Below are 17353 nucleotides of genomic sequence, written 5' to 3'. Positions count from 1 at the left end.
TACCGGAGAACTCTCCGTTATACTCCTCGCAATGAGCAGCGGAGGAGAGCATCGCATGTCCCATGTGTTGGTTACCGGCGGTACGGGATACATCGGCAGCTGGTGCGTGATCGCGCTGCTGCAGGCGGGTCATCAGGTCCGAACGACCGTCCGTGATCTTCGCCGCGCGGACGAGTTGCGCGGACGCATCCAGGGGGCCGTCTCCTTCGACCCGGCACGTCTGGAGATCGTCGCGGCTGACCTGGTCAGCGACACCGGCTGGCCCGCAGCGGTGGCGGGGCAGGAGATTGTTCTGCATGTCGCGTCGCCCACCCTGCGCCGCGTCCCCCGGAACGACGACGAGATGGTGATTCCCGCCCGCGACGGCGTGCTCCGCGTCCTGCGGGCCGCCCGCGACCAGGGCGCCCGACGGGTCGTGCTGACCAGCGCGTTCGGCGCCGTCGGGTACGGTCACCCGCCAAGGAGCGCTCCGTTCACCGAGGAGGACTGGTCCGACCTTGATGCCCCGCTGGCGCCGTATCAGCGTTCCAAGACGGTCTCCGAGCACGCCGCGTGGGACTTCATCAGCCGCGAGGGTGGGAGCCTCGAGCTTTCCGCGATCCAGCCGGTCGGGGTGCTCGGACCCGCGTTCGGGACCGATGACGCGCCGTCCCTACGCATCATCCGGTCCATGCTGGCCGGAGAGGTTCCTGCGTGTCCTCCGTTCGGGCACGGTTACGTCGACGTCCGAGACGTCGCCGACCTGCATCTGCGGGCGATGGCCGATCCCGCCGCGGCGGGAGAGCGGTTCATCGCGATCGCCGGGCACAGCCTGCGGACAGTAGACATCGCCCGCATTCTGCGCGACAGACTCGGCGACCGGGCCGCGAAGGTCCCCACGCGGGAGCTCCCGGTGTGGATCGCTCGCCTGCTGAGCACCGTCAACCCGCAGCTGCGGGCACTGCGTGCGCAACTGGGCCGCGACCTGAACGCGACCAGCGCGAAGGCGGGACAGCTCCTGAACTGGCACGCCCGACCGATCGAAGACACGATCGTGGAGACGGCCGAGAGCCTTCTCGCAGCAGATCAGGCGCGAGGCTGAGGGCGCAGACCGTCGATCACGAACTCCATGATCCGGTCCGCCTGCGCGAGGCCGTCGTCTCCGGGCCCGACACGCCAGAGGAACCCCATCACCAGCAGCACGTCCTCGCTGCGTAGATCCTCCCGCACCGCCCCGGCGGCCTTGCACGCGGCCAGGAGCCGGTCGATCGCGCCGAGGACCGGCGCGTAGGTCTTCTCGATCGCGCGCTGAGCAGCAGGGGTGTTCAACGCCTCACCGAGACCGTGCTTGATCCGCACATACTCGGCCAGCAACTCGAACCAGGCCCCGAGAGCATCCAGCGGCCGACCGGGATGCTGACGGATCAGCTCGTCGGCGGTCGCCGAGACCCGCTCCACCTCCTCTCCGTACAGCGTGAGGATCAACGCCTCCCGGCTCGGGAAGTGCCGGTAGAGGGTCCCCGGCCCGATCTGAGCGCGTTTGGCGATCTGGTTGAGCGACACCAGGGGGTCTTCCGCGATCGCCAGGGCCGCGACCTCGAGAATGTGTGCGCGGTTGCGAACCGCGTCGGCACGTCGCTCCGCCCGCATGTGGCCTCCTCTCAATCACGACGACGGAAACGTTCCGTTGTCGTGGGAGCCTAATCGACCGAGAGCCGACCATCGCTGATCACTCCGGGCGCGGGCTGGATGAGCTCGAGCAGGTTCCCCTCAAGGCCTTCACGTACGAGTGCCCCTCGCATTCCCGGATCCGGGGTGCTGGAGCCGAAACCTCACGGGTGCCGGCTGCCATCAACTGGACACGCACGTCGTCGAGGTCCTCGACCAACGGCGCCCAGTGAAGTAGCCCTGGTTGCCTTCACCCTGGCGAAAGCGAGCCGCCTGGCCGGGGGTGAGTACCGCAGCGCCGAGCACTTCGCTGGCAAAGGAAGTTCTCCTGACCGGCTCGCGGTGCGTAGCTACGACGAGCAACACGCCCGGTTCTCCACGGCGCTTGCCGCTGCTACGCCGCCGTCCCGAGCAAATGATCACTTCGCCGAGGCCTACGTCCGGTTCGTAAGCGATGAGCTGGCCCTGTTCGAGCTCATCTTCCGCCGGCATCGACAAGCACGCCTTTTGCCGAGCTCGACGACACCGGTCGGCGGGTGAGCGACCTGCTCCTGGAACCGGCAAACCCGACTGCGAGCCACGCCGGAACAGGCGACATCCCTCATCCACGCGGTCGCGGCGTGCGCACGGCTACGCGTTCTTCCTCCGCGAGGGCGTGATTGGGCCACGGCGCGAACACATAGAAGGCAGCCATCAGTGGCGTTCGCCACGCAGCCGCGTCCCTCGTCAACCCGAACCCATAGGTGGAGATATCTCCGTCTTTGTGGGACACTGATAAGGATTCTTACTGCACCACGCTCACGCGAGCATGGTTGAGTCCGGGAGGAACAGATGACTCTCGACAATAAAGCCGCATTGAACCGCGTCGCTGACGCCTTCGGTGCAGCCTGGGTGGAGGGTGCCTGGGACGACTATTTCGCCCTGTGGGCTCCCGATTTCACCTTCGAGTACCCGGCGCCGCCCTTCACCGGCCGCTGGAGCGGAGACGACGCACTCGCCCAGCGCGACGGGTGGCGCCGCCTGTTCGAGAACGCGCGGTTGACCACGACGGGGGAGGATCTGCGCCTGTTCGACGGCGACTGGGTGATCGTGTGCAACCACGGCGAGGGAGTCGTCCGCGGCAAGCCGTACCGAGGGCTGCTAACCACCGTGCTGCACCGCATCAACTCTGAAGGACAGATCGTGGAATACCGCGAATTTCTCGGCGGCCTCACCGTCAGCCCCACCGGGAGCTGACCCACACACCCCGGTAGATCGAAAAGGAGATATCTCATGCAGTACCGTCAACTCGGAGATTCTGGCCTGCGCGTCTCACGGTTCGTTCTCGGCAGCCTGAACATCGGCGACCACCCGATGTTCAAGCCCACCGGGGGACTCGACCAGCAGACCGCGGACCGCCTGATCGGCATCGCCCTCGACCACGGCGTCAACATGATCGACACGGCCGACTTCTACTCCGCCGGCGACGCCGAACAGATCGTCGGCCGCTCGCTCGCGTCCCGTCGAGACGACGTACTCATCGCCACCAAGGCCCGCTTCCCCGCCGGCGACGGCCCCAACCAGGCCGGACTGTCCCGGCACCACCTGATCAACGCCGTCGACGCCTCGCTGCGCCGCCTCGGCACCGACCGAATCGACCTGCTCTACCTGCACCAGTGGGACGGCGAGACGCCGCTGGCCGAGACCCTGCAGACCCTGGACCAGCTCGTCCGCGACGGCAAGGTCCGCTATACCGGCGTCTCCAACTTCTCCGGCTGGCAGGTCGCCAAGACCGTCGCGACAGCGCGAGAGCACGGCTTCATCCCTCCGATCGCGCAGCAGGTGTACTACACCCCCGAGTCGCGAGAGATCGAGTACGAGATCCTCCCCGCCGCGTTGGACGCAGGGCTCGGCACCATGATCTGGAGCCCACTCGGCGAAGGCCTCCTCACCGGCGCCGTCCGACGCGGGCAGCAGACCTCCGCCGACCACCGGCAGGGCACCGAGTGGCCCGAACCGCACGTAACCGACCGCGAGCACCTCTACAAGGTGATCGACACCCTCGACGCGGTCGCCACCGACCTCGGGGTATCGATCCCGCAGGTCGTGCTGGCGTGGACCCTCGGGCGGCCCGGCGTGACCGGCATCGTCCTCGGCGCCCGCAATGAGGAGCAGCTCCTCGACAACCTCGGCGCGAGCACTCTCGAGCTGCCCTCCGACGCGAGGGCCCGCATCGACGCGGCCACCCAGCCTCCTGCGCAGTATCCGTTCTGGCACCGCACGATGCTCGCTACCGACCGGCCTGACCCCGCCGAAGCCCCGTTCCTGGACGGATACGCCGCCGTCATGGCATCGCACTGAGTCCGGAAGGAACCGACGCATGCCCGCCCTCAGTGGAACGACCGCACTGATCACAGGAGCCTCTAGCGGCATCGGCGAAGCGACCGCGCGACGGCTCGCCGCGGAAGGGGCCTCCGTCGTCCTGGTGGCCCGTCGCGCCGACCGGCTCGAGAACCTGGCCGCGCAGATCACTGATGCAGGCGGGAATGCTGTCGCGGTGGCCGCCGACATCGCCCGGCGCGACGACGCGGCGGCCGCCGTAGCCACCGCGATCGACCGGTTTGGGCGCCTGGACACGGTCGTCAACTGCGCCGGCCTCATGCTGGTCCATCCCGCAGCCGACGCCGACATCGACGAGTGGGACCGGATGATCGATGTGAACCTGCGCGGCCTGCTGTACATCACCCGCACCGCCGTGCCGCACCTGGTCGACGCCGCACAGAACGGGGAGCGGGGCGTGGCCGACATCGTCAACATCAGCTCCGTCGCCGGCCGCCGCGTCGCCGTGGCCTACGGCGTGTACAACGCCACGAAGTTCGGCGTCAACGCGTTCACCGAATCCCTCCGGCAGGAACTCACCAAGAACACCAACGTGCGCGTGGGCGTGCTCGAACCCGGCGGGGTGAAAACCGAACTCGTCAGCCACAACTCTCCCGAGATCCGCGAGAAGTGGACCGGCCGACATGACACCGAGGATCTGCGCCTGGACCCGGAGGACGTCGCCGACGGCGTGACCTACATGATCACCCGCCCCCGGCACGCCTCCATTCCGGACCTGTGGATCATGCCCACCAACCAAGTCTGAGGAGTCCCCATGAGCGCCGATCTCGCCTCCGAGTTCTTCGCCAAGCTCAACGAGGGCGACCTTTCGGCCGCCCTCGCGCTCACCACCGATGACTTCACCTGGACGGTCCCCGGCAAGCCGGGAGGCCCGTTCTCCCTCGCCGGCACCTACAGTCGCGACCAATACCCCGACATGATGGCCCGCGTCGCCCAGGCGCTGCCATCCGGACCGCAGATGCAGATCACCTCCCGCACCGTGGGGGCCGACAGCATCGCAATCGAGGCGCACGTCATCGGAGAATCCACGACCGGCGTCCAGTACGACAACCGGGTCGCGTACCTCTTCGACGTGCGAGACGGTCGGCTCAGCGCCGGACGCGAGTACCTCGACACCCAGCACGCCGCCGAAGCGTTCGGATAACCGCCGCTAGATGAGCTTCCAGTCGAGCAGACCGCGGCCGGCAGCCACGACCACATCGGCACCCGGCCTCGGCTCCCAGCCGAGCAGATCCCGCGCTTTCGCCGCCGTGTGACGGCTGCGCCGGCCAAGCCCGGGCATGATCTGCCGCAGCGATGGGTCGGTGCGTGCCGCCAAGCGAACCACGAAGTCGGGCAGCTGACGCTTCGGCACGGCGCGTGCCTCCTGCCCTAGCCCGCGGCGCAGCGCCGACGCGATCTCCCGCATCCACATGAACTCGCCCGTGCCAAGAAACCGCTGACCGGCGGCAGCGGGGGACAGCATCGCCCGCACATGCAGATCCATGACGTCACGGACATCGGTCACCTCCAGACCGATCCGAGGCACCCCCGGCATCTGCCCACGAAGAAGACGCTGGATGATCTGCACAGACCCGACGTTCTCCGCCATGAGTAGCGGGCCGAACACGGCTCCGGGCAGCACCGTCGTGAGCTCAAGGGCGGTCCCAGACGTGTTAACAAAATCCCAGGCCGCCTGCTCAGCGATGATCTTCGACCGCCGGTACGCCGGGAACGACGGGTCATCGATCGACCAGGCCGTCTCGTCATAGACGCCATCGGCGGTGTACGACGTCGGGCTTGCCGTGTTCGCAGCCGAAGTCATCACCACGCGACGCACACCTCCCCGCGCCGCCGCGCGCAACACGTTCAACGCGCCTTCGCGCGCAGGGCGGATTAGTTCGTCCGGGTCTTTCGGGCCGTGGGCACCCAGCGGGGAGGCCACGTGGAGAACATAGGCGCAACCGGCGACCGCCTCGTCCCAGCCGTCGGGCGAGGTCAAATCCGCGACCGCGAACCTGAGCCGGTCGCCCGGGTCTCCCATCGCCGCCACCGCGTCGCGCACCGCATCGGCACGGCTCGAGGATCTCACGGTTGTCCGTACCTCGAAACCCTGCTCGAGCAACTGCACGATCGCCCAACCCGCCAGGAAACCCGTGCCCCCCGTGACCAGCACTGCCTCTGTCTGTGTTGTCATCACAAATCCTCCCGATCGTCTACACCATAAGGCTAGCGGAGAACTCTCCGGTAACAGTATGCGTTCAGAGATCTCGTGTGATCGGTGAGTCCTCACCGCTGGGCTGCTGCGGACGATGCGACGCCGACAAACCCCACCGGTGGCTGATGACCTTGCGGCTGACAGGTTCTCCCGCCTGGTCGGTCAACGACCAGGCGGGAAGTCTCCTAGCTGATTGCGCTATCTTCGGGCGCCTGCCGCGACTAGAGCGTGGCTTCAAATGGGTCGAAATCGACCGGAAGTGCCGGAATCGGCCCCAGGGTTGACTGAATCGATACGGGCGCATGCTTCGCGATGGACTCTTCAATAGCAATCATCACATCCAGGACAAAGTAGCCGACTTCACCCGTCGCGATGTGGATGTTCTCCCCGCGGATGGTCCGAGCCATCGTCACTACGCCGACGCCGCGTCCCGCCGCCGGACCATCTTCCGGCAAGATTTCCGGCTCCATTTTCCACTCGGTCGGCAGCTGTTCCCAAGGCCGGTAAAGCTCTATCGGTAATCCGCCGAAGTAGTTTGGATCGCCGAGAACAAGAGAACCTTCGGTGCCGTTGATCTCAATAGAGCCTTGACCGAATCGAGCTGTATCGAAGCTGAGCAGCGAATTTGCCGTCTCGCCACCCGCAAACGTGCTGAGAACTGAAACGTGTGTCGCTACCTCGACAGGGAACGATTCCCCAGTGCGGGGCCCGACCTTTACGACCCGAGAATCTCTTGCTCGAGAGCCCGCGGCGAACACCTCGGAGATTGGTCCAAGAAGGTGCACGAGTGCAGACAGGTAGTAGGGACCCATATCGAACAGGGGACCGGCCCCCTTGGCGAAGAGAAAGTCCGGATTCGGGTGTGCAATGTCGGGACCCTGATATTGGAACGCTGTGACCGCTGATAGAGGCTCTCCGATTACGCCTCGTTCGATCGCGCGCTTGGCGCTCTGCCACATTGACCCTAGGACCGTGTCGGGGGCAACTCCAAGTAGCAAGCCAGAGCTTGCAGCCTGCTTCACAAGGTTGGCTGCCGCTGATCGCTCAACGCCTATGGGCTTCTCGCTCCAGACGTGCTTTCCTGCGGCGATCGCAGCGGACGATACGTCGACATGGGCGGCGGGGATGGTCAGGTTCACGACAATCTCCACGTCGGGAGAGTCGAGAACCTCTGAGGCATCTCCTGATCGCGCTATACCGTACTTTGTTGCCTGGCTGGCTGCCCTTGACTGGTCGAGGTCACCAACAACAACGATCTCCACGTCGGGGTAGCGCACGAGATTACTGAGATATTGATCGCTGATCATCCCTGCGCCGATAATGCCCACTCGGACCGGCCGCGCGCTCATGCTCGAGCTCCCTTGAGGTCGGCAAGCGTACGCTCCAGGAATTGGAAGCTTTCGGCGGCTGCGTCGAAAATATCGCCGGCGAAGTAGTCAAACTCGACGACAGCGTATTCCAGCGACATAGCTGCTCGCAGCGCCTCCGCGAAGGGGACATCGCCCCGGCCAGCCGGTGTCTGGTCGGACGGGAAGTTGGTGGTCGAAATCCCGGGACGCATCGGCCCGTCTTTGACGTGAACTGCTCGGATGCGATCCTTCAGCGCCTCGATCAACTCGACGATGTTTTGTCCACTTGCCATCGCCCAATAGAGGTCGATTTCCAGCGCGACGTCGGGGCTGAGTTGGTCAGCGAAGAACTCGAGAGCTGTCTTGTCCCCGATCTTGGTCACCAACTCGTGGTCGTGATTGTGATATCCGACCCGGAGGCCGTAACGAGCGGCCTGATCGGCACGCTGATTCAGCACGTCTGCCAGACGCGCGACGCTGTCGCGCGTCTGCCAGAGAAGGCCCGGAACATACGGGTCGATGACAATCTGTACCCCCAAATCCGCCGCCGCTTCGAAGGTGCGCTCGGGGGGTACCACTGCCAGAACACCGTCGGGTGTGTCGAGGTCCTTCTCGATAAGGATTGCGTGGGCGGTTGGCGCGTCCAAACCGTATCTCCTGAGCGAGTCCTTTAGCGCCGTGGCGGTTTCGACAAAATTGAACGCTTCGACGTGGCGGTATCCGATCTCTGCCAACTGGGCGATAGTGGCATCCAGATCCCGCGCGATTGGTTCGCGAACGGTGAAGAGTTGGATAGAGGACTCTGTTTTCATACGTGTATCTCCTAGGTTGCGGTGCGGAAACGCGAGCACTCCACTGGGAATGTGTGTTCGCGCAGTTTTTTAGGTTGGAGGGATCAGCGCACGTTCCGAACGGCGATCAGGCAGAGCGCACCGAGGGCTACGAAGACCATTCCGACTGGGAACAAGCCGGCGTATCCCCCCAGTGCGGTAATTACTGCGGTGCCCAGCGCGACGCCGATTGTTTGCGGGAGCGTTGTAGTGATGTTGATGATCCCTAGGTCCTTGCCGGCCTCAGCGGTTGATGGCAAGACCTGCGTAATCAGGACGTAGTCGACAGAGACGTAGGCTCCGAGGCCCAGGCCCGAGAGGAAGGAGAATGCGAGCATTGCCCACTCGGTATGCCAGACGAGGGGAAAAGCGAACGAGACGATCAGGAGAATGGAGGCCACGACGATGAGCGGCTTGGTTCTATGCAGGCGGTCAGTGAGAAACCCGAAAAGCGGTGTCCCGATGAAGGTTCCGATGAGGCCGGCAAGGCCGACCACCGGAACGACGCCGACTGCCTTCGACCCGAGCCCGATGTACGACTGAAGGATGTAAAGGGTGTACGCGGTCAGCGGGAAATAACCGACAAAGAGAAGGAACCGACCGAAGAATACCCATGCAAAGTTCGGATGCCGGATCGGGTTCACCCAGAACGTGCGAAGGATGTCACTTACGCGGAATGGAATCTTGTCCTCGCCGACGTTGGACTTCGCGTTGATCAAGACGAACGCCACCACAGTGACCATCAGCAGCAGCCCAACCAAGACGTACCCCAGCAAGATAGCTTCCGAAAAGGAGGCGCCGAGAGTCTGCCCCAAGAGGTTTCCTACGAGGTTTGCGGTTCCCATGACAGCCGAGAACGTTCCGCGACGAACAAGCGGGACGCGCGCAGGAATATGCGCGCTCAATGGCGTGTAAACGAACCCTGTCCCAATCTGTAGCCCCAGCCAGCAAAGCAACAGTTCAGGGACCGTGGTTGCGAAGCCCATCAGAATGCCAACGACGAGAGTGAGACCCGCTCCAAAAAGCATCCACGGAGCTCGGCCGCCGATCCGCGACCGGGTGCGGTCACTCAAGGCTCCAGCCACAGGTGCGGCGATCATAGAAGCGATCGCGCCGATTCCGACGACTAGCGCAAGGTTTCCATTGGCTGCAGAAGGGTCGATCTTCTGCACTTGCAGTGCCAGAAAGATTGACTGGACGGAGCCCCAGACCACCGGAATGGCGATGCTCACGGCCGTCAGAGGCAGGAGCAGCCTCCAGAGATTCAACTTCCGCAGGGAAGTGCGCTCGGGTGCGACGGCGCCGGCAGCGTCGGCCACGTTTGCCTGCGCGTCCAGCGGTTCGTTCGGTACTACGGACATGCCATTACTCCTTCGTAAAAGCTGAATACTCCGTCATCGATCGGAGTGGGAGCCACGGTAGCATTAAAAACCACCGTGTGGATGTTTTTAACTTTCTGAGGTTTACACTCGACTTGTGGAAATCAGCAAGAGCGCCCGGTCGCGAGTTCGGGGGCCATACGAAAAGGGCCTACGTCGACGCGAGGAGATCCTTGGCCGAGCGCTCGAAGTTTTCTCGGCCAGAGGGTTCGCGGGCACCTCATTACGAGCCATCGCCGAAGAGATCGGCGTCTCTCATGCGGCTCTCTTGCACTATTTCCCATCGAGGGAAGCGCTCTTGATAGAGGTGATCAGGGCCCAAGATGAGCGAGCTGCGGCGCAGGCGGTCCAGGACGCCGATGTGTTCGAGCGACTTGCCCTCGGTGCACACTACAACGCGCGTGTCCCAGGATTGGTGGCGCTCTACACGTCCCTGCTTGGAAGCTCAGTTGAACCGCAAAGTGACGCCACGCGAGTCTTTTTCACCGAACGGTTCGAGCGAGTCAGAGCCGAAGTACGCGAACACTTGCGGCGAGCTTTGCCCAGCGAACCTACGGTTGAGGTAGATCTCGACAATGTGGCGGCCCTCATTGTTGCCGCCTTCGACGGCCTGCAGGTGCAGTGGCTTCTTGATCCTGAAGTCGACATGGCTGGCGCCTTAGCGCTTCTACGAAAAATCGTCGCGCCCCCGGTGGACAATGTGGAGCCGCCAGTCACACAGCTACCTGGCCGCGCTAGATAGAGGTTTGCGGCCCGGCCAGCCCGGTGCTGCGGGCCGTTTTTGCCCGTCGGGCTGCCCGAGTCGCTGCTCCACCGGCTCCGGGCCCACGTGTCCGGCGGCCAGCGGCAGTGCGCCGCCATCGCGCGTGCGCTGGTCACGACCCGCGGCGCCTGATCCTCGACGAGCCGGTTCAGTGTTCTGGACTCGGCGAATCGGGTGCAGATCCTCGAACTCCTGCGTGAGCTGGCCGGTCCCTCCGTCGCCTTTTTGTTCATCTCGCACGACCTCGGCTCCTTTGCCGGGACACCGGTCGTGTCCTTGTGCTTTACCAGGGTCGGATCGTCGAGGCCGTGGACACCGAGACCGTCATCAACCGGCCCGTCCACACCAACACGAAGCTGCGGATCGGCTCGGCTCCCACGCTGACGGATCGCGGAGGCGACCGCGCCTGGCTCGACCCGCTCCGCGCGAAACTCACCGCCGGCTAATGCACCGCACCAACATGAAGTCAGCGTGGCATTCGCGTAGGCGTCCCGTACCGGGATCGAGGTCATATGTTCTCCACATTGCCGCGGCGCCCCCACCTTTACTTTGTGATGCGGGCGCCGCCTCGACCAAACTTGGAGCCTTCACGTTTCCTCGGAAAGAACACTTGCTCAGGTGTCGTCTCTAACGAGGGATAAAGGACTCCACAGACAACAGCAAGGCGAGAGACAACCCTCGAGGTCATCGACGCACGGCAGTCACCGGCCCGATACAAGTCGCGGTCCCACCGGGCAAGTGCCCGGCTGTAAGCTTCGGCACCGTCGGGCCGTCGCGGCTGATGAGCCGGCGCTGGTGTTGGTCATAGCATCCTCCTTCGTTCCATTCGATTCAAAACGTCTACCGGCTCGCTTCGGTGGCGCCTTCCCCTCGTCCGCTCCTCGGGGCTGTGTCGCTAGACCGTGCGTCTTTCGGAACTGCGAATACAGGCGCAGGGCGGTTCTCGACCTCGAGGTCACGGCTAAACAGGAGATTGCGCGGCCCCCGGCAGCGCCATACGTTTCGACGCTTAAGAGAGCGCCTTCGTCAAGGTGCTGGAGCGGATCACCTTCCAAAGGCAGCGCCGGCCGATTCGCTTGCGTTCCTCCGCCGCATTTACTCGAGCAGATGCATCCCAGAGTGGGAGGCATGGCTGTGTTGAGAAGGATGGAAATGACTGAAGAGCTTATTGGTGGCTACTTGCCACCCTTGAACACCCTCCTGAACCGCATCTCGGTGCAATCGGGGTTCATGTCGAGGGCTGTGTACGTCGGGAACGATTGGTTCGCTCCCGGTTGGAATGCTCCGTTGACCGCTGAGGAGAGGAAGTACGCGCTCGGCCTGGGACTAGAGTTCCCGCCGCAAATTGTCGCGTTCTTGGGACGTGACGACTACGACACGGCGCTTCACGATCGAGTCGAGGCCAGCTTCCTCGCGAACACCAAAGCCGCTCACGACCGTCTCACCCTCCTCATCGACTTGTTCAAGGTCTGCTTTCCAACCGCCAGGTCGGCGGTGGTGATCCGGAGTAAGAACAACGACCGCTTGCAACTTCAGCGCGTCATCGGGCCCCGCAACAAGACTCTCTCCACTTGGGAGGACGACGGACTGGGAGTGCACCGGTACACAATCCGGGACCTCATCGAACAGCTCGGACCCGAACCGGATTACACCTTGGACAACCGGATCATCGAGATCGAGCCGAAGGGGGAGCGGCGCCGGTTCCGATTGCCGCTGGCTGAAGAGTCCGACGATTAGTCAATCGAACGATTCGCTCTCACCTAGCTGACGTATCGACAGCACGTAGGTGGTGGAACGACGCGTGAACAGCACCTCTGGTCCACCCAGTGACTCGATGTCGAAGATCGCTGGCTTCCCCAGCTCGAGCTGGACGATGCGAAGTAAGCGCACCCACCCGCGCTCGTGGTCTCGGAGCTTTGACGGGAACGCAACCTCCGGACCGGGCTTCACGGTACCTCTGACGCGCTGGAGCAGTTCTCGGTCCAGGTCGAGCAAATACCGCGACGCCTCCGTGACGATCTCCCAACGTCCGCTCCTCGGCGCCGTCTCACTCGATTCAGGCTCCGTCAACACGGCGAACACGGGCACCGGCCGGATCTCGTCGTTGGCGTCACGGTTGTCGAGTTGAGGCGGTGCGTCGGCGTCTTCGCCCTCGTCAGCTGTTATCTCCGATGCGTCGCCGACTCCCGGAGCAGGCTTGGATCCGTGCTGTTCAGTGTCCTGTTTTGCCTCCCGCGTACTGAACGGGTCGGTCTCCATTGCGTTAAGGCGTTCACCCGTGTGCGCCGCAGCGGTCTTCCCCCATTCGTCGAGAGTGTCATCGCCCCAGTCACTCATTCGTCTCCTCCGTGTCTACTGGTTGTTACTGCCGCCACGCCCAGGCGGCTCTGCTTGCTGCGCTGATGACGGTGCTGACCTGGCCGTCTCCGAGCAGCTCCCACATGTCCCGGCCGCCGGCCCAGCCGGGCTTCGACGTCAGCCACAGCCACCACGTCCACGGGTCGCCGGTTCCGCCACCGAGCTCGCAGAGCACCGCGTCGAGCCCTGGAAGCAGTCGGCCTGCTTCATCAACCTGGGCAAGCGGGTAGATAACTGCCCCGTCGAGGGTCACCAGCCGGAGGACCCTCCCGTCGCTTGCCAGCGAGTGGAGTTGCGCCGAGTCGACGCCGAGCCGTCGACACATCGTCAACTCCGTGGGGGTTCCCGGGTCGTAGATCCCGGACAGGTCAACATGTGTTGCGGTGTCCTGCCTGCGTCGGGGAGCTTGGGTGAGGGAGGTCACCTGGTCTGTCTCGAACTGATATGGGCGGGCGCAGGGGTTGTCAGCGGGGATCGTCAGCGTCAGCGTGGCGCGTCTGCCGAGCTCTACATCAAGGGCGGAGAGTCGATAGCGGGCGTCGTTGACTAGCGGAAAGGAACGCCCTTCGTCATCGGCGACCTCAACTCTTCTTCTGCTGAGGTCCACAAGGAACGTGTTCCGCGCGGTTACAACCATCCACCGGCCGCCTGTCCCGTTCGTCAGGTTGTACCGCGTCTGCAGTGGCCTACTCACGATTCAGGTCCTCGGACGTCGTTATCGGAGTAGTCGGAAAATCTGGCAACTTCGATAATGGATCCGGTCCAGGAGCGTCATACGACGAGCCGACGTCTCCCACCCGTTCGATTCCTGTCACTTGTGACGACCACTGCCACACCTCAACCGGATCGAGATACCCGCCGCTGAGATTCCGAACCCACCAGCGTCCTCGCTCACCGACCCGAATACTGGCGATGCCGCGGAGCGGTTGCAGAACATCCGACGGCGCTGCTATTTGACGCGGTTCGCCGCCGACACGCTCCACGGTCCGCTCCTCAAAGTCGAATCGGTACACGCTTCCCGAGGCGGTGGTGACCTGCCAGACGCCGATGTCGTCGTCAGTGAGCTCGAACCGGGAGCTGGCGGTGTTCATTGGCCCATCTCCCTCGGTCCTGGGCGTCGTCGTTCGTTGGCCTCTTTCTGATCCGCTTGCTCTTGAGTGATGGAGTAGTCGACCGGTTCGGTCAGTTCCGCATGCGTCCAGGAGGCGAAATTACCCGCCTCAAACCGCACCCAGTCGTACGTGCGTCGGTAACTGTCATCGCCGATTTTGATCCAGCTGTCGGGTTGCTGTGTCGGGTCTGCGTGGGTGAAGACGGCGCCGATCGGTAGAGACCGAAGGTAAGCGGGCACGTCCATCGGCTGCTTCGGCATGGGAGGTCACCGCCGTCCCGAATCGGCAGTCGCGGCCGTCACCTGGCGCCATCCACGGGAGCGTACCCAAACGCATCCGTCACACTCGCCGGGGGTCACTGTCGCATGTTCGGTGAAACGGCTGCAGTAACGGCAGCGCTCCCGTGACAGAGTTTCGAGGACGCGGCGCACCTCTTCTACGCGCTCAGCTGGGTCAGGAGCGGACGTAACCGTCAGATGATCTCCGCGGTCCTCGAACACCACGTCCGCTCCCGAGCCGTCACCCAGTCGTTTGAGTACAGAGCGGATGAGCGGTGCCCACCCCGCAGGTATTGACGGCAGCGATTCGATGGAGGGTAGTTCTCTGACCGCTTCAGACGTGAAAACATCCAGGGGGAGCCTGGGGTCGAACATTGGCGTACGTCCGGCGTTGAGGTCATGGCAGGAGTCGCAGTAAACGCCGTCCGGTTCGCGGTGCCGGCGCCCAGGACGACCGCATAGTTCGCAGCTATTCATGGCGATCTCGCCGCCGTACCAGGAGCCTGGATGTGGGTAGACCTCCCTTTCCGGCTCGACGAGCGTCCCTCGGGTGAATGACGTCTTGAAGCTCCCCTTGTGCTTCGTGATCGTGATCTGTGTTCCGGGCCTGTTCGCCAGCTGGCCGAAAGCAACGGCCAGAGCAGCGGGAGCCCAGCCGACAGGTACGTCGGCGTCGACGCCCGGGAGCTCGCGGATGATCATCGCCGCGACCACAGCTTCCGGCAGCGGCTCGAGGCTTCGGCCATCTGGCTCGTTCATCGTCGCTCCTTGAGATTCAGTGGAACGTCTGGCAGTGTCCAATATGGTTAATTAAATAGACAGAGTAGCCCTCCGCGTGCTCCACCGCCAGAAAGGATTTCGCAATGACGAGCACCGCCATCGAGGTGTCGAGTTCGGTGGGTGAAGAGTGAGCGATGAACGAGTGCGACAGGCGGCTGCCCTCTTCATAGACAACCTCACCGCCGCGATAGGCGGAGCGGACCTGCACGAAATCGCCCAAAAGGCAGGACTACGCGAAGCCGAGCTGAAACAGATACTCGACGGCAGTCGCATCCCAGATCTTCGGGACGTCGCCTCGCTTGAGGAGACGCTCAACACGGACCTTTGGCCCTCGCTGCCCAACTGAGCAGACCCGGCCCGCATGAGGCAGATGTCACCCCATCGCCCGCTACTCTCGTCGTATGGAAGGCGACGAGCCGGCGAAGCCGAGAGGGCGGCGACCCCGTGAGTCACCGAACACCGGAGCCGGCCCCGACTGGCTAGCGGTACCTTTCGACGACGCAATCCAGGAAACAGCACGCAGATTCGCGCTCAATCTCAAAGCTGCAATCGGCGACCGCTATGAAGGGCTAAGCGGCCGAGCCATCGCCGACGAGATCGGAGTGGACCACAACTCCCTGCGTCGAATACTTGCCGGCGACTCGTACCCCGACCTGGTCTTCATCGTCAAGGCAGAGACCGCAATCAACAAGCGGCTGTGGCCCGGCCGCGTCCGCTGAACCCGCCTGCACAGACGTGTCGGAGGTCAGCCCTAAAGTCAAGGCATGAGCCCTGAATCGCTGAGTGAAGCCCAAGCCGCGTCGGCAAAGGCGGACGCCGTCGCCGCTGAGGCAAAGCAAGCATGCCTGGACCACGTCGCGGACGAACTACCCGAACGTGCGCTCGTCTTTGCCAAAGAACAAGCGCAGAAGCGACCAGAGGTCACACGTTCACTGGGTGCTGCGGGTATCGCCGATCTCAAGCAAAGCGTCGAGGCCGAGGCTCGACGCATCGCCGACGACCTTCGGGGCGCAATCGACCGGGTCAAGTGGCCGGAGTCGATCTCTGATTACGATCGCACGGCTACTGGAACCATCCACCGAAGCCTCTTCAACTACCTCTACGGCGCTCGACTCTCCGCGCTAATTGCCGTAATCGTGAGCGCCGGATACGGTACGACCCACGAAATTGGCCTGGTTCCTCAACAGCTGTACTCCGAAGACGACTTCGCTGAAGTAGCTGACGCCATCAGGGAGCAAGGAAAAGCGCGACAGGCTCTAGCCAAGGCTCAGCGGCAAGCGGACCTCGCCGAAGTGGATGAGCTGTGGGGATGACCCCGCGCTAACGACGAAGCGCCTGACGAGCTGAAACCGGGTCAACGACGTCAACGAACGCGAGCAGGGGTGTCAATGCCTTCAGAGACTCCAGACCTGCAGCCTCGCGCAACACCGTCATCGGCGTGCCCGAGTTCAAATGATGCACAAGCCACGTAGCGCGCATCCGCTGCGACTTCGGGCCCGAATCACTTGCCACGCCCCGGTCGACCAGGTTAGTCACAAAGTTCCTCGAAGCCGCCGGTCGACCGGGGCGGATAAGGAACTCGCCACCTTTGACCGCGGCGGCGGCGTCCATCAGTCGCTTCTCCTGGCCGGCGAGCACCTGAATAGTGCGCTCGCGATCCCCGCGCACGAAGATTTGGACCCCGAGCTCGTCAATTTGGACATCCTCCTTCCGCGCCTCGCCAATCTCCCCGGCCGTGAGACCCGCGCCAAGGCCCAACGCCAAAATCGTGCGGGCGTCCCGTCGGAAATCGCTGGACTTCTGCTTCGCGGCCCAGTCCGTGAGGCCGCGGACTTCCGTGCGCGAGTACGGCACGACCGGGTCCGAGCCGGCAAGTCTTTCAGCGGTCTCTGCGGAACTGCCAAGGAGGACCTCCCGCATCCTCCGCAGTTGCGAACGTACGGTGCCCCTAGACGAGTCGCGGTGCCCTGGCAGACCGTCCCGGATAAACCCGTCGATCACCTCGTCGACGAAGACCGAACTGTGCGACAAGACGACATTGTTGTGGGCAGCCCAATGCGCCAACCTCGTCGTCGCAAGGAGCAACTCCGCGCGCTTGTACGACACATGCGGGGCGACGAGAGCGACCGTCTCCTCGGCAAAGCGTTCCGTCCCTCTGAGAACACGGCCAGGAGCGGAACGAGGCGGGCGCGAGGACGGCACCTAACGAACTTACGGGACAAGCCGCGCTGGCGAACCCAGACCCGCTGCCCCAATACGGGGTCTTACCGGGCGAAGCGCC

General features: G+C 63.8%; 22 protein-coding genes. 10 read left to right on the top strand and 12 right to left on the bottom strand.

The features are described from left to right. Nucleotides 1-55 precede the first annotated feature (55 nt). On the top strand, nt 56-1081 hold the full coding sequence (locus ACR9Y5_RS18880) for an NAD-dependent epimerase/dehydratase family protein (RefSeq protein ID WP_481299413.1): 1026 nt from the start codon (nt 56-58) through the stop codon (nt 1079-1081). Here the strand turns inward: ACR9Y5_RS18880 and ACR9Y5_RS18875 are convergent. Continuing rightward, nucleotides 1066-1629 carry a TetR/AcrR family transcriptional regulator gene (locus tag ACR9Y5_RS18875; RefSeq protein ID WP_481299412.1) on the bottom strand — a complete coding sequence of 188 codons (564 nt, stop codon included), beginning with the start codon at nt 1627-1629 and terminating at the stop codon, nt 1066-1068. The two genes, ACR9Y5_RS18880 and ACR9Y5_RS18875, sit on opposite strands and share 16 nt — an antisense overlap. Before the next feature lie 849 nt (nt 1630-2478). Between ACR9Y5_RS18875 and ACR9Y5_RS18870 the strand changes: the two genes are divergently transcribed. Genes ACR9Y5_RS18870 through ACR9Y5_RS18855 form a run of 4 tightly spaced genes read left to right on the top strand, consistent with a single transcriptional unit; the run spans nt 2479 to nt 5170 of the window. Then, the gene (locus ACR9Y5_RS18870) at nt 2479-2883 is read left to right on the top strand and encodes a nuclear transport factor 2 family protein (protein WP_481299411.1); all 405 of its coding nucleotides are present in this window, start codon (nt 2479-2481) and stop codon (nt 2881-2883) included. A 36-nt stretch (nt 2884-2919) separates the two neighbouring features. Next, complete coding sequence (locus ACR9Y5_RS18865) at nt 2920-3987, top strand: aldo/keto reductase (RefSeq protein WP_481299410.1); 1068 nt, start codon at nt 2920-2922, stop codon at nt 3985-3987. Between the two features lie 19 nt (nt 3988-4006). Beyond that, a complete protein-coding gene (locus ACR9Y5_RS18860; protein WP_481299409.1) occupies nt 4007-4771 on the top strand; it encodes an SDR family oxidoreductase in 765 nt (254 codons plus the stop codon). Between the two features lie 9 nt (nt 4772-4780). Then, nucleotides 4781-5170 carry a nuclear transport factor 2 family protein gene (locus ACR9Y5_RS18855; RefSeq protein WP_481299408.1) on the top strand — a complete coding sequence of 130 codons (390 nt, stop codon included), beginning with the start codon at nt 4781-4783 and terminating at the stop codon, nt 5168-5170. Nucleotides 5171-5176: 6 nt separating this feature from the next. Here the strand turns inward: ACR9Y5_RS18855 and ACR9Y5_RS18850 are convergent, their stop codons facing one another. The 4 genes from ACR9Y5_RS18850 to ACR9Y5_RS18835 form a co-directional block, all read right to left on the bottom strand. After that, complete coding sequence (locus ACR9Y5_RS18850) at nt 5177-6202, bottom strand: SDR family oxidoreductase (protein ID WP_481299407.1); 1026 nt, start codon at nt 6200-6202, stop codon at nt 5177-5179. Between the two features lie 242 nt (nt 6203-6444). Next, a complete protein-coding gene (locus ACR9Y5_RS18845) occupies nt 6445-7572 on the bottom strand; it encodes a Gfo/Idh/MocA family protein (RefSeq protein WP_481299406.1) in 1128 nt (375 codons plus the stop codon). Then, the gene (locus tag ACR9Y5_RS18840; protein ID WP_481299405.1) at nt 7569-8384 is read right to left on the bottom strand and encodes a sugar phosphate isomerase/epimerase family protein; all 816 of its coding nucleotides are present in this window, start codon (nt 8382-8384) and stop codon (nt 7569-7571) included. Before ACR9Y5_RS18840 ends, ACR9Y5_RS18845 begins: the two co-directional genes overlap by 4 nt. A gap of 83 nt (nt 8385-8467) precedes the next feature. After that, nucleotides 8468-9763 (bottom strand): MFS transporter, encoded by a 1296-nt coding sequence (locus ACR9Y5_RS18835; RefSeq protein WP_481299404.1) that lies wholly within the window; start codon nt 9761-9763, stop codon nt 8468-8470. A gap of 115 nt (nt 9764-9878) precedes the next feature. On the opposite strand from ACR9Y5_RS18835, the gene ACR9Y5_RS18830 reads away from it, so the two are divergent. The 3 genes from ACR9Y5_RS18830 (at nt 9879) to ACR9Y5_RS18820 (ending at nt 12281) form a co-directional block, all read left to right on the top strand. Then, the gene (locus ACR9Y5_RS18830; protein ID WP_481299403.1) at nt 9879-10523 is read left to right on the top strand and encodes a TetR/AcrR family transcriptional regulator; all 645 of its coding nucleotides are present in this window, start codon (nt 9879-9881) and stop codon (nt 10521-10523) included. A gap of 329 nt (nt 10524-10852) precedes the next feature. Beyond that, on the top strand, nt 10853-10990 hold the full coding sequence (locus ACR9Y5_RS18825; protein WP_481299402.1) for a hypothetical protein: 138 nt from the start codon (nt 10853-10855) through the stop codon (nt 10988-10990). Nucleotides 10991-11672: 682 nt separating this feature from the next. Further along, nucleotides 11673-12281 carry a hypothetical protein gene (locus tag ACR9Y5_RS18820; protein ID WP_481299401.1) on the top strand — a complete coding sequence of 203 codons (609 nt, stop codon included), beginning with the start codon at nt 11673-11675 and terminating at the stop codon, nt 12279-12281. Here ACR9Y5_RS18820 and ACR9Y5_RS18815 read toward each other — a convergent pair whose 3' ends face one another. The 6 genes from ACR9Y5_RS18815 to ACR9Y5_RS18790 all read right to left on the bottom strand — a co-directional run bounded on the left by ACR9Y5_RS18815 (nt 12282) and on the right by ACR9Y5_RS18790 (nt 15292). Beyond that, a complete protein-coding gene (locus ACR9Y5_RS18815; RefSeq protein WP_481299400.1) occupies nt 12282-12881 on the bottom strand; it encodes a hypothetical protein in 600 nt (199 codons plus the stop codon). It abuts the gene before it with no gap. Nucleotides 12882-12906: 25 nt separating this feature from the next. Continuing rightward, nucleotides 12907-13326, bottom strand: a complete 420-nt coding sequence (locus ACR9Y5_RS18810) for a hypothetical protein (RefSeq protein ID WP_481299399.1) — start codon at nt 13324-13326, stop codon at nt 12907-12909. Nucleotides 13327-13588: 262 nt separating this feature from the next. Further along, complete coding sequence (locus tag ACR9Y5_RS18805; RefSeq protein WP_481299398.1) at nt 13589-13993, bottom strand: hypothetical protein; 405 nt, start codon at nt 13991-13993, stop codon at nt 13589-13591. Beyond that, nucleotides 13990-14274, bottom strand: coding sequence for a hypothetical protein (locus ACR9Y5_RS18800; protein WP_481299397.1), 285 nt, complete (start codon nt 14272-14274; stop codon nt 13990-13992). The genes ACR9Y5_RS18805 and ACR9Y5_RS18800 overlap by 4 nt, the downstream gene beginning before the upstream one ends. Before the next feature lie 6 nt (nt 14275-14280). Further along, nucleotides 14281-15051, bottom strand: a complete 771-nt coding sequence (locus ACR9Y5_RS18795; RefSeq protein ID WP_481299396.1) for a hypothetical protein — start codon at nt 15049-15051, stop codon at nt 14281-14283. A gap of 16 nt (nt 15052-15067) precedes the next feature. Continuing rightward, nucleotides 15068-15292, bottom strand: a complete 225-nt coding sequence (locus tag ACR9Y5_RS18790; protein ID WP_481299395.1) for a hypothetical protein — start codon at nt 15290-15292, stop codon at nt 15068-15070. Nucleotides 15293-15473: 181 nt separating this feature from the next. On the opposite strand from ACR9Y5_RS18790, the gene ACR9Y5_RS18785 reads away from it, so the two are divergent. Next, on the top strand, nt 15474-15791 hold the full coding sequence (locus tag ACR9Y5_RS18785) for a helix-turn-helix domain-containing protein (protein WP_481299394.1): 318 nt from the start codon (nt 15474-15476) through the stop codon (nt 15789-15791). 45 nt (nt 15792-15836) lie between these two features. Further along, nucleotides 15837-16385: a hypothetical protein gene (locus ACR9Y5_RS18780; protein WP_481299393.1), complete on the top strand. Its 549-nt coding sequence runs from the start codon at nt 15837-15839 to the stop codon at nt 16383-16385. Nucleotides 16386-16392: 7 nt separating this feature from the next. On the opposite strand, the gene ACR9Y5_RS18775 is transcribed toward ACR9Y5_RS18780, so the two are convergent. Further along, nucleotides 16393-17178 (bottom strand): hypothetical protein, encoded by a 786-nt coding sequence (locus ACR9Y5_RS18775; protein ID WP_481299392.1) that lies wholly within the window; start codon nt 17176-17178, stop codon nt 16393-16395. Nucleotides 17179-17353 lie beyond the last annotated feature (175 nt).

The organism is Leifsonia sp. KNZ13-11D (assembly GCF_056754895.1).
Note: the sequence above shows the minus strand (reverse complement) of the source record. Positions and strands in the feature narration are given on the sequence as shown.